We start from the raw sequence: 11,757 nt of genomic DNA, 5'->3' as shown, positions 1-11,757 counted from the left end.
GAGGATATGGTAATGAGAACGGAACTTGATTTCGCACCCCTCTACCGGTCCAGCATTGGCTTCGACCGTGTGTTCAACCTCCTCGATAACGCGCAACGCCTGCAGGCGGTTGACCTCTGGCCACCCTACGACATCGTCAAAGTTGGTGATGACGAGTATGCGATCACCATGGCAGTCGCAGGCTTCAGCCAGAGCGATCTGGACGTGACCCAGGAGCGCAACGTCCTGATCATCAAAGGGACGAAAGCAGAGAAGAAGGAAGGAGAGTACCTACATCGGGGCATTGGCGGACAGTCATTCGAGCGTCGCTTCGAACTGGCCGACCATGTTCACGTCGAGACGGCGTCGCTCTCCGACGGCCTCCTGCGAATTGTCCTGAAGCAGGAAGTCCCGGAGGCGATGAAGCCCCGGAGGATCGAGATAGGCAATGGGACGGCGGCCCCACCGCTGCAGATTGAGTCTGACAAGCAGGTCGCCTGATCTCATCGAACTTCCTACAATCAGGCACGATCACGAATAAAGGGTCCGCGTAGGGCGGGCCCGCCATTCGCACTGCATTCAGTCAAGCAGCACCCCGTTTTGCTCAGCTCCGATGGCTGCTATTGGCGCTAAGCGGAGGACCGTCAGCGCGGCGCTGGCCGGATCAGGCTCGCCTCGCCGTGACCAGCAGGAGAAAGCCTCCAAGGTCGCGCCAGCCTGAAAACCGTGGGACGGTTTCACAAGCGGCCTGAGACAGTTGAGGCTCTCCGATGCTGGTTATGAGGAAACCAGCCGAGGCTACCGCATTTAGGTAGTCGCTTATCGTGCGTGGGTGATGCATCACGGCAGGCTCTGCAGCGTCAGCACATGAACTGCTGCACATCGCAAAGGCGTCCCTAGCCCATACCGATGACAAAAAGACGGCAACTGCACATTTGTTGCGCAGGTGAGCCTCAACGAGACGCTATTGTGCAAATTTACCGCTCCATTTCGTAATTCAGCTTCCAATCTGGAATCCCCAGCGCTAGGCTGGCGCGACATAACAGGCATTCGAGCCCCGTATCGATCGCGCTTCCGGCGCGCATCGCCCGGGGCTTTTTGTATTGGGGCTTTGATGAAGCGAGTCGTAGACATAGGCGTTCTTCTTTCCGGCAGCGGCATGTATGCGGCGCTGGCGGGCGCGAGCCGTGCGGGGGTGCTGCGGGGCGTCGACGAGGTGAACGCCGATCCCCGGCTCGATGTCTCCTTGCGCGTCGTCGAGCGGGATCCCGAAGGGCGGCTCGACCGCTATGCACCGCTCTGCCGCGAAATCCTGCGGGAGTCCGAGACCCGGCACATCTTCGGCTGCATCACCTCGGCGAGCCGCAAGGAGGTGATCCCCGAGCTCGAGCGGTTTGATGGGGTCCTATGGTACCCCGTGCCTTACGAGGGCTTTGAAGCGTCCGAACATGTTGCCTATATGCATGCCTGCCCGAACCAGCATCTGCTCCCGCTCCTGGAGTGGGCGCTGCCGTCCCTCGGCAAGCGGGCTTACCTCGTTGGCTCCAATTACATCTGGGGCTGGGAGATGGCTCGAATTGCCCGCGAACGGGTTATGGCGGCAGCCGGTGAGGTACTGGGCGACCGCTATCTGCCCGTGGGCGACACCGACCTCGATCACATCATCCAGGAGGTCCGGGTCCTGAAGCCGGACTTCATCCTGAACTCGCTGGTGGGCGACAGTTCCTATGCCTTCCTCGTGCAACTGGCGGAGCTGAAGCAGGAAGCGGGATTCGACAAGAGCCCCACGGTCCTCTCCTGCAACTTCACCGAATGCGAGATCACATCCGCAGGTGAAGCGGCCGAAGGACTGGTGTCGGCAGGGCCGTGGTTCGAGCCAAACGGCGGCTCCGGCGGATCATTCCACGAGATGGCTCGTCAGTCCGTACACGAACTGGCCAGCTTGTTGCACGGCCGCCCTCGCGCCGAACTTCTCCCACTGTCGGAACTTCTGCACTCCGCGATCAGCTCCGGCCATAAGCCGAGGCTTGACCCCGAACATCATCACGCGCGCCAGCCAGCCATCATCGCGCGGCTGGAGAATGGCCGCTTTCGCGAGATCAAGCGCCTGCCGGCACTGCGCGCAGATCCCTATCTCACCGCCCGCTCGCATTCCTTCCAGGGCGGTCCGTGGCTGAAGGTGGTGCCATGACGCGCATCAGGACCGAGAACCTCGGCGGAGCGACAGCCTGGATCCTGCACCGCCCGCACCCGTCGGTGCAGGGCCTGATCCGCCAGCTCGGTGTCATCGGCCTGGAGGCTCGCGAGGCCTGGCCCGAATTGTCCGCCGCGGCAATTGCCGCGGACTTCATCTTCTATGATGCAGACATGGGTCACGACGAGCAGTTCCCCTGGTCGCCGGGACAATCCCCGATGCCGATGATCGCGCTGATCGGGTCGGAAGCGCCGGGTCGTCTTCGTTGGGCCATGGAGATGGGCGCGCATGCGCAGCTGCTCAAGCCCATGAGCGACAAGGGCGTCTACGCCGCCCTCCTGGTCGCGCGCAGCAATTTCGATCGCGCCAAGGCATCGGAAGCGCTGATCACCGATCTGCAGAACCGGCTGTCGGCGCGACAGACGATCGTGCGTGCGGTGATGATTTTCGTGATGCAAGGCAAGACCGAGGCGGAGGCCTATGACCTTCTGCGCCAGACCGCGATGACCTGGCGCGTGACAATCGAAACGGCCGCGGAGCGGCTGGTGGCGAACCATTCGAACGAGAGGGGCACCGACGATGGCAGACACATCGACCTCGCCTGAACCCTTGGCGGTGCCGGCAGACGGGCCTTCGATCCTGCGCAGGCTGATGAGCCGCAAGCTTGCGCTCCTGGGATTGCTTATCGTGCTCGTTTGCGTCGGCGGCGCACTCTTCGCCGGCTGGCTTGCCCCTCACGATCCCTATGAACAGTTCTTCGACGGCCTGACGCTGGAAGGCGCGCCGCTACCGCCGAACGAGACATTCTTGTTCGGGACCGATCTCCTCGGTCGCGACCTGTTCTCCCGTGTGCTCTATGGCGCGCAGACCTCGCTGATCATCGGGCTCGTGGCCAACGGCGCGGCGCTTTTTATCGGCACGCTCGTCGGCGTGACGGCCGGCTACTTCCGCGGCTTCATCGGCGCGGTGCTAATGCGCTTCACCGACCTGATGATGGCATTTCCTGCACTGCTTCTGGCGATATGCCTTGCCGCCATCTTCTCGCCGTCGCTGTGGATCGTTGCGATGGTGATCGCCTTCGTGAATTGGGTACAGACCGCACGCGTAATCTTCACCCAGACATCCTCGCTCGCCGAACGGGATTACATAGCAGCCGAGAAGACGCTTGGCGCCGGCCACGGCCGCATCCTGTTCAAGCACATCCTGCCGCATCTCATCCCAACCCTGATCGTGTGGGGCACGCTCGGCATCTCTACGACCGTCCTGCTGGAGGCCACGCTTTCCTTCCTCGGCATCGGCGTTCAGCCGCCGATCCCGTCATGGGGCAACATCATCTTCGAAAACCAGACCTACTTCCAATCCGCGCCCTGGCTCGTCTTCATCCCGGGTGCAGCGATCCTGCTGCTCGCGCTTGCCTTCAACCTGGTGGGGGACGCGCTGCGCGATATTCTCGACCCGACACAACAGGGGCGTGACTGATGGCCGCCTATATCCTCAGACGCCTCGTCCAGTCTGCGCTCATCCTGCTCGGCGTCTCGTTCATCACCTTCGTGCTGCTCTACGTTTTGCCGGCGGACCCCGTCCGCCAGATCGCTGGCCGTTCGGCAACGGCCGCGACCGTCGAAAGCATCCGCCAGCAGCTCGGCCTCGACCAACCATTCCTCATCCAGTACGGCAATTACCTCCTCAACCTCGTGCAGGGCGACTTCGGCCGATCCTATCTGCAGAAGACCGAGGTGGCGCAGCTTATCGCCTCGCGCCTGCCGGCCACGCTGCTGCTGCTGATTGCCGCCATCGCCTGCGAGCTCCTGATCGGCCTGCCGCTCGGCATCGTTGCGGCGCTCAACCGCGGAAAGGCATTGGACAACGGTCTGATGCTGACCAGCTTTCTGACGGTCTCTGCTCCCCAGTTCGTCGTGGCGCTGCTGCTGCTCTTCGTCTTTGCCGTGAAGCTCGGCTGGTTCCCGATCGGTGGCTATGGGACTTTTGCGCATATCGTCCTGCCGGCGCTCACGCTCGGGATCCTGGGCTCCGGCTGGTACTCGCGCATCATGCGGTCTTCCATGGTGGATGTGCTGCGCGCCGACTTCATCCGCACTGCACGCGCCAAGGGCCTCGGCCGCAGCAAGGTCATCCTCGGCCATGCCCTGCCTAACGCCATCCTGCCGATCATCGCGATGATCGGCATCGACATCGGAATCTTCATGTCAGGCATCGTCGTCGTGGAGAGCGTCTTCGGCTGGCCGGGCATCGGCCAGCTCGCATGGCAGGCCATCCAGCGCGTCGACATCCCGATCATCATGGGCGTCACGCTCGTCTCAGCCTGCGGCATTGTCCTCGGCAATCTCATCGCCGACCTGATTTCGCCGCTCATCGATCCGCGCATCAAGCTGCGCTGAACCGCCAACCCACAGGAGTGAAGCCTATGAAGAAGCTTATCCTTTTCACCGCACTGGCAACGCTGATGGCGCTGCCGGCACTTGCCCCGGCGCAAGCCCAGGATGCCAAGCACGGCGGAAACATGATCGTGACCTACAAGGACGACGTCGCCACGCTCGATCCTGCCATCGGCTACGACTGGCAGAACTGGTCGATGATCAAGTCCGTGTTCGATGGCCTGATGGACTATGAGCCCGGTACCACCAACCTTCGCCCCGGCCTCGCCGAAAGCTATGACATTTCCGAAGATGGCCTGGCCTACACCTTCAAGCTGCGTCCGGGCGTCAAGTTCCACAACGGCCGCGAACTGGTTGCCGACGACGTGGTCTATTCCATCAACCGCGTCATCAATCCGGCCACCCAGTCGCCCGGCCAGGGCTTCTTCTCCATGATCGAGGGCTACGAGGAGGCCGCCGAAGGCAAGGCCGAGACGGTATCGGGCGTTTCTGCTCCCGATGCGAGCACGGTCGTCTTCAAGCTGTCGCGCCCCGACGCAACCTTCCTTCACATCATGGCGCTGAACTTCTCCTTCATCGTGCCCAAGGAAGCCGTCGACGAAGCCGGCGCCGACTTCGGCAAGAAACCTGTCGGCACCGGCGCGTTCAAGCTGACCGAATGGACGCTTGGCCAGCGGCTCGTATTCGAGAAGAACGACGACTACTGGATCTCGGGCGTTCCCTACCTGGACAGCTTCACGGTCGAAGTCGGCCAAGAGCCGGTCGTCGCCCTTCTGCGGGCGCAGAATGGCGAAGTCGACATCCCGGGCGACGGCATTCCCCCTGCAAAGTTCGTCGAGGTCATGAAGGACGAGGCACAGGCGAGCCTCGTAGTCGAGGGCGGGCAGCTGCATACCGGTTATATCACCATGAACGTGACGCAGGCTCCGTTCGACAAGGTCGAGGTGCGGCATGCCGTCAACATGGCAATCAACAAGGACCGCATCGTCCAGGTCATCAACGGCCGGGCCGTTCCGGCAACCCAGCCGCTGCCGCCGTCCATGCCGGGCTACACGGAAGGCTACGAGGGCTACAAGTACGATCCGGAAGGCGCGAAGAAGCTGCTTGCGGACGCCGGCTATGCCGACGGCTTCGAGACCGAACTCTTCGTCATGAACACCGACCCGAACCCGCGTATCGCCCAGGCGATCCAGCAGGACCTGAAGGCAATCGGTATCAATGCATCGATCAAGTCGCTGGCCCAGGCAAACGTGATCGAGGCCGGTGGCGCCGGCACCGCGCCCATGATCTGGTCGGGCGGCATGGCATGGATCGCCGACTTCCCGGATCCCGCAAACTTCTACGGTCCGATCCTCGGCTGCGGCGGTGCCGTCGAAGGTGGCTGGAACTGGTCGAAATACTGCAATGCCGATCTCGACAAGCTGGCAGCCGATGCGGACTCCATCGTCGATCCGGCAAAGGTGGACGAGCGTATGGCCAAGTGGTCCGAGATCTACATGAAGGTCATGGAAGATGCGCCTTGGGCACCGGTGTTCAACGAACAGCGCTTCACGCTGAAGTCCGCTCGCATGGGCGGTGACGACGCGCTCTATGTCGATCCGGTTTCGATCCCGGTCAACTACGACTACGTCTTCATCAAGGAGTAAGGCTGGCAATGTGCAAGCACTGCAACCACACGATCCACGCCCATCAGCACCACTACGGCTGGGACAATTCCTTTGCCCCTGCCCTGACGGCTGCGCCGGGCGAGACGATCCTGTTCCAGTGCCTTGACAGTTCTGGGGGCCAACTCGGCCCCCAGTCCACGGTCGAGGACGTGAAGGCGCTGGATTTCGCCAAGATCAACCCGGTCTCCGGCCCGATCTATATCGACGGCGCCAAGCCGGGGGATGTTCTCAAGGTAACCATCGAGAGCTTCACGCCGCAGCTTCGTGACGGTGCAGGCTTTGGCTGGACGGCCAATATTCCAGGCTTCGGCCTGCTCGCTGACCAGTTCACCGAACCGGCCCTCAATGTCTGGAAGTTCGACGCGTCAAGCATGGAACCCGCGCTGTTCGGCAAGAATGGTCGCGTTCCGCTGAAGCCGTTCGCGGGCACCATCGGCAATGCGTTGGCTGAGAAAGGCCACCACACCGTCGTCCCGCCGCGCCGGGTCGGCGGCAACCTCGACATCCGTGATCTTGCCGCCGGCACGACGCTCTACCTGCCGGTCGAGGTTGAAGGCGCACTGTTCTCAGTCGGCGACACCCATGCCGCCCAGGGCGACGGCGAGGTCTGCGGGACGGCGATCGAGAGCCCCTTCGACGTCGTACTCACGCTCGACCTCATCAAGGACCAGCCGCTGAAGACGCCTCGCTTCACGACGCCTGGCCCGGTCACGCGCCATCTCGACGCCAAAGGCTACGAGGTCACGACCGGCATCGGTCCCGATCTGTGGACCGCGGCTAAGGACGCCGTCGCCAACATGGTCGATCTCCTTGCGACGACGCAGAAGATGGATCCAGTAGATGCGTACATGCTCGTCTCCACCTGTGGCGATCTTCGCATTTCCGAGATTGTCGACATGCCGAACGTCGTGGTGAGCTTCTACTTCCCGAGGGCCGTCTTCGAATGACCGCAGCCGTGCTTTCTCCCGTCGTCGATACAGCAACCGACGTCGTCCTGTCGGTGCGCGACCTGCAGGTCTCTGCCCGTTCGGACCATGGGCTAGTGCCGTTGGTCGAAGGGTTGAGCTTCGATCTCCACCGGGGCGAGACCCTGGCGATCGCGGGGGAAAGCGGCTCGGGCAAGTCGATCACCTCGCTCGCCTGTATGGGGCTCCTGCCCGCACCCGCAGTCCGGGTGACGGGGGGCTCGATCCGCTTTGGCGATGAAGAACTGACGACACTGCCCGAGAAGAAGATGCAGGCGATGCGCGGCGCGCGCATTGCGATGATCTTCCAGGAACCGATGACCGCGCTCAATCCGGTCATGAGCATCGGCCGGCAACTGGTCGAGGCTATCCGGGCGCATGAGCCGCTGTCGATCTCGCAGGCGCGTGCGCGGGCACTGGAAGCGGTGAAGGCCGTTCGCCTATCGCAGCCGGAGAAGCGGCTGGAGCAGTATCCGCACGAATTGTCGGGGGGCATGCGACAGCGCGTGATGATCGCCATGGCGATCGCTTTGCAGCCGGCCGTTCTCATTGCCGACGAGCCGACAACCGCGTTGGACGTGACAGTGCAGCGCGAGGTGCTCGACCTCCTGCGCGACCTGCAGAAGGACCTCGGCACCGCCGTCATCCTGATCACCCATGACATGGGCGTGGTCGCCGAAATGGCAGACCGCGTCATCGTCATGCGCAAGGGCAAGATGGTGGAGGCGGCGTCGACCGTCGACCTCTTCGACGCACCTCAGGAGGAGTATACCCGCGACCTGCTGGCCGCCGTGCCGCGCATCGGCACAGGTGCATCGCGGCCGGAACCCACCGCGCGAGAAGTCCTCGTTCGATACCACGACGTATCGGTGAACTTTCCGATCCGGCAGGGGCTGCTGGGCCGTGTCGCGGCCCGCGTACATGCTGTCGAACACGTTTCTCTGGAGATCTTCCGCGGCGAAACGCTTTCCCTGGTGGGCGAATCCGGTTGCGGCAAGTCGACCATGGCAAAGGCACTTGTAGGCCTTGTTCCCCATTTCGGTCGCATCGAGATCAACGGCAAAGCGCTGGGCGACCTGAACAATGCCGGCCGCAAGGCAATCCGTCGCGATCTCCAGATCGTCTTCCAGGACCCGATGGCGGCGCTTGATGCACGGATGACGGTCGGCGAACTGATCCGCGAGCCGCTGGTCATCCACGGCATCGGAACCCCTGCCGAACAGAAGGCATGTGTGCACGAACTGCTTGAGCGCGTGGAGCTATCGCGCAACGTTTACAATCGTTACCCGCACCAGTTCTCCGGCGGTCAGCGACAGCGCATCTGCATTGCGCGCGCGCTTACCCTGAAGCCGAAGCTAATCATCTGCGACGAGAGCGTGGCAGCTCTCGACGTCTCGATCCAGGCCAAGGTCCTGGACCTCCTGCGCGACCTGCAGAAGGAAAGCGGCGTCACCTATCTCTTCATCAGCCATGACATGGCGGTGGTCGAGAACATCTCCGACCGTGTGGCGGTCATGTATCTCGGCCAGATTGTCGAGATGGGAACGCGCGCGCAGCTATTCGGCAATCCGCAGCACCCATACACCAGGCGGCTCCTCGCCGCAGTGCCTGTGCCCGATCCGCGCCGCGAGCGTCAGCCGAGCGCGCGGTTGTCCGGCGAGATCCCGAGCCCGGTGTGGAAGGTCGGGGAAGGGCCGAACCGCGTGGAACTCGTCGATATCGGCGGCGGCCATCTAGTGGCCAGATAAGTTCTCGGCAAGACGCAATCTGGCGTGCCCGTGGACCAAGCTCGCTATGGCGATAAAACGGGTTTCGAAGTGGCCGACACTTCCCATCCTCAGAGCGGTGTCGGTCATCGACAAGGAGGCTGGCAGCAGCAACTTTTGGACGGCCAAAGGGTTAACCCGGAGATCACCGAAAACGAAGGAGGCGAAAGTGCGGATATTCCAATCGGGGCTCCTTGCTCTGGTCGTCGGTGCGGCTCTTGCCAGCGACGGGATCGCGCAATCGCAATTCGCTCCCGCAGCCGATCCGGCGGACGTCTATGAATATGATGTAGACAAACAATCCGGTGCTGACAGCGATGACGCCGAAGAGGCTCTGAGGGCGCTGCGAGGTGCGGGATCGACTGCCTGGGAAATCCAAAAAGTGGTAGCGGTCAAGAGCTTTCGCTTCCTGACGCTTCCCCGCGATGTGGCAGAGAAGATTGCTTCAGAAGCATCCGACCGTCAGGGCGAACTGGCGGAGCTTAGGACGGCCGTAGAAGCTAATGCCCTGTTCCATAGTGCCCTTCAGCGGGAAGGCCTGCAGTCAGCAGATATTGTAGCAGTTGCGATTGACGAGGCAGAGGGTGGCCTGCCCTCCGAGAAGCAGGTTAGGATTTACCTCGCCGACTAAGTTCGCTGCTTCTTACCGCGGTGGCAGCTGGCCCTGGCAGACGGGGAATAAAGGTAGGAGGAAGGGCGGTGGCAGTATCGACCGTTCGACGGGTGACCGAGCATCCCTGCTCGTAGGGCTGTCTCCGCAGCCGCAACTGCGAAGACGATGTCGAGGAGAGGTCGGTAGGTAGGTCAGCGCTGTTCCGCGCGAACTCCTTCAAACTCAGGTGCATCTTCAAGCTGATCCCGAGTTACGTTGAGGATGATCCGGTCCGGCAGTCCGTCCTCGCCGATCCGAACAGTATTGGGATTATTGGCCGCGACCTGGCTGTTCTCGGCAGGCATGCCGGTGCCCGTCGTCGTGTTGCCCTCGGCACCGCCCATAGCGGTAGTGTTCTGGCCAGTGGTTCCGTAGGGCCCGGGTTCCTGCGTGGCTGCCGGGTCTACCTGCGTGGAAGCCGTGGTCTCGTTGGAGACACCGGGAGTGGCCTGCGAAGCGGCATCAGCCTGTTCCTGCGTTGCACCCGGCCCCAGTTCCAAGGCTTCCATGTCGACAGCTACATCCTTCTGGCCCAAGCCTAGAAAGCCGCCCACGCCAATGATAACGGCGTTTACGCTACCATCCTGGCTGACGAGGACGTCACTGATCGAACCGATATTCTCACCGTCAGCGCCATAGACAGCCTTGCCATCCAGATCGCTCACGCGCCATGCCCCTGACTGCGGAACAGTTACGAACGGCCCTTGGGATGACATTCCAGCATCCGCGCTCTGTCCGAGTGGACGGGCATCGTTCATGCCACCGGTGGCATTGTTCTGGTTGGTGTTCATCTGTTGCGTCTGGCTTACGCCCGGTTCGTTGGTGCCTGCGGCGGGAGCGGTCGTCTGGGCGACGGCAGCCAGAGGGAAGGATGCGCTGACGAGCAATACTGACAGAATTCTCTTGTTCACGATGAACTCCTTTCGTTGAGGTTGGATACACCGAGAACCGGGACAGGCAGAGATTGGTTCCGGAAAAATCTATATTTCTCAACCGGTTGTCTCTGCTGAAGAAGCCGGCGAGCTTTCTCGCGGAATGGAAGCAAAAGTGGCTGCCGACCGGCACCAGCGGGCGGGCATTTAGAGAATGGCAGCACTTGTATGACAACTATTAGCTTCCCGCCGCTGACCGCGTCAGATGCAAGCGCATGGCGTCGCTCGACGGTGGTCATCGGTCTTTCTCGGAGCGTCCGGTAGGTCTTCCTTGTTCACGCATCAGCAACTGATCTCGATACTATCTTCCCTTCCCGATCCCGCCTTCATCCTCACCCGTAGCGGTCGCTACGCGGCGATCTTTGGAGGCAAGGACATCAGGCACTATCATGACGGCAGCGGCCTCGTCGGGCGCAGCATGTTCGAGGTGCTGAAACAGGAAAAGGCTCAGTGGTTCGCTACGGAAATCGAGAAGGCGCTGTCGAGCGGCGTTCTCCATATTGTCGAGTACCAACTCAGCGGCAGTGACGTGAAGGGAGCCGGCGACGGCCCCGCACACGCGATATGGTTCGAAGGGCGCGTCCAGGCACTCGACTTTCCTGTCGATGGTGAGCCGGCCGTCGTCTGGGTAGCGAGCAACATCACCGAGAAGAACGAGACGCAGCAAAAACTGCGTCAGCTGAGCGAAACGGATGCCCTGACCGGCCTTTACAACCGGCGGAAGCTCATCGCGACCCTAGATGATCGGCTGGCGGCCTTCGAAAACGACAAATCCCAGACGTCGCTTCTGGTCTTTGATCTCGACAACTTCAAACGCATCAATGACGACATGGGGCACCACATGGGCGACGCAGCGCTCATAGAGATTGCGCGGCTCTGTCGTCAGCATCTGCGCCAGAGCGACGTGATCGCTCGCTTCGGTGGGGACGAGTTCGTGATCGTCATGCCAGGAACCGAGAGCGGTAATGCGCTGGAGATTGCGGAGCGGCTTCGCAAGCACGTTCCAGCTGCGCTCCGGGATTGCCTGCGACATGGGTCGACGATCAGCGGCGGCGTCAGCGACTTCCGGCTCTCGGACAAGTCGACCGATGATATTCTGAGGCGCGCCGATGAAGGACTGTATCACTCGAAACGGACAGGTCGCGACCGCGTTTCCATCCTCTAGGGCTCTTCGGTGACCCTCGGCAGTTCCGGACAAAGATCCTG

General features: G+C 61.9%; 11 protein-coding genes. 10 read left to right on the top strand and 1 reads right to left on the bottom strand.

Going from position 1 to position 11,757, the window contains the following annotated elements; translation table 11 throughout:
- The first annotated feature begins 12 nt into the window (after nt 1-12).
- The 9 genes from FN060_RS12870 to FN060_RS12830 all read left to right on the top strand — a co-directional run bounded on the left by FN060_RS12870 (nt 13) and on the right by FN060_RS12830 (nt 9,598).
- The gene (locus FN060_RS12870; protein WP_142588372.1) at nt 13-480 is read left to right on the top strand and encodes an Hsp20 family protein; all 468 of its coding nucleotides are present in this window, start codon (nt 13-15) and stop codon (nt 478-480) included.
- 613 nt (nt 481-1,093) lie between these two features.
- Complete coding sequence (locus tag FN060_RS12865; protein ID WP_142588370.1) at nt 1,094-2,170, top strand: transporter substrate-binding protein; 1,077 nt, start codon at nt 1,094-1,096, stop codon at nt 2,168-2,170.
- Nucleotides 2,167-2,778, top strand: coding sequence for an ANTAR domain-containing response regulator (locus FN060_RS12860; RefSeq protein ID WP_142588368.1), 612 nt, complete (start codon nt 2,167-2,169; stop codon nt 2,776-2,778). The genes FN060_RS12865 and FN060_RS12860 overlap by 4 nt, the downstream gene beginning before the upstream one ends.
- Nucleotides 2,753-3,652, top strand: coding sequence for an ABC transporter permease (locus FN060_RS12855; RefSeq protein ID WP_142588366.1), 900 nt, complete (start codon nt 2,753-2,755; stop codon nt 3,650-3,652). The genes FN060_RS12860 and FN060_RS12855 overlap by 26 nt, the downstream gene beginning before the upstream one ends.
- Complete coding sequence (locus FN060_RS12850; RefSeq protein WP_142588364.1) at nt 3,652-4,572, top strand: ABC transporter permease; 921 nt, start codon at nt 3,652-3,654, stop codon at nt 4,570-4,572. Before FN060_RS12855 ends, FN060_RS12850 begins: the two co-directional genes overlap by 1 nt.
- 26 nt (nt 4,573-4,598) lie before the next feature.
- Nucleotides 4,599-6,215, top strand: coding sequence for an ABC transporter substrate-binding protein (locus tag FN060_RS12845; protein WP_142588362.1), 1,617 nt, complete (start codon nt 4,599-4,601; stop codon nt 6,213-6,215).
- A gap of 8 nt (nt 6,216-6,223) precedes the next feature.
- Nucleotides 6,224-7,183 (top strand): acetamidase/formamidase family protein, encoded by a 960-nt coding sequence (locus FN060_RS12840; RefSeq protein WP_142588360.1) that lies wholly within the window; start codon nt 6,224-6,226, stop codon nt 7,181-7,183.
- On the top strand, nt 7,180-8,949 hold the full coding sequence (locus tag FN060_RS12835; RefSeq protein WP_142588358.1) for an ABC transporter ATP-binding protein: 1,770 nt from the start codon (nt 7,180-7,182) through the stop codon (nt 8,947-8,949). Before FN060_RS12840 ends, FN060_RS12835 begins: the two co-directional genes overlap by 4 nt.
- Before the next feature lie 187 nt (nt 8,950-9,136).
- Nucleotides 9,137-9,598: a hypothetical protein gene (locus FN060_RS12830; protein WP_142588356.1), complete on the top strand. Its 462-nt coding sequence runs from the start codon at nt 9,137-9,139 to the stop codon at nt 9,596-9,598.
- Nucleotides 9,599-9,771: 173 nt separating this feature from the next.
- Here FN060_RS12830 and FN060_RS12825 read toward each other — a convergent pair whose 3' ends face one another.
- On the bottom strand, nt 9,772-10,530 hold the full coding sequence (locus FN060_RS12825) for a PRC-barrel domain-containing protein (protein WP_142588355.1): 759 nt from the start codon (nt 10,528-10,530) through the stop codon (nt 9,772-9,774).
- Nucleotides 10,531-10,822: 292 nt separating this feature from the next.
- Here FN060_RS12825 and FN060_RS12820 point away from each other — a divergent pair, with 292 nt between their 5' ends.
- Nucleotides 10,823-11,716, top strand: coding sequence for a sensor domain-containing diguanylate cyclase (locus FN060_RS12820; RefSeq protein WP_183949885.1), 894 nt, complete (start codon nt 10,823-10,825; stop codon nt 11,714-11,716).
- Nucleotides 11,717-11,757 lie beyond the last annotated feature (41 nt).

The sequence above is a fragment of the Pseudorhizobium halotolerans genome, from assembly GCF_902153235.2.
Taxonomy (GTDB): Bacteria; Pseudomonadota; Alphaproteobacteria; order Rhizobiales; family Rhizobiaceae; genus Neorhizobium; species Neorhizobium flavum.
The sequence above is the reverse complement of the archived record's forward strand: the minus strand, read 5'-3'. Positions and strand labels throughout refer to the sequence as shown.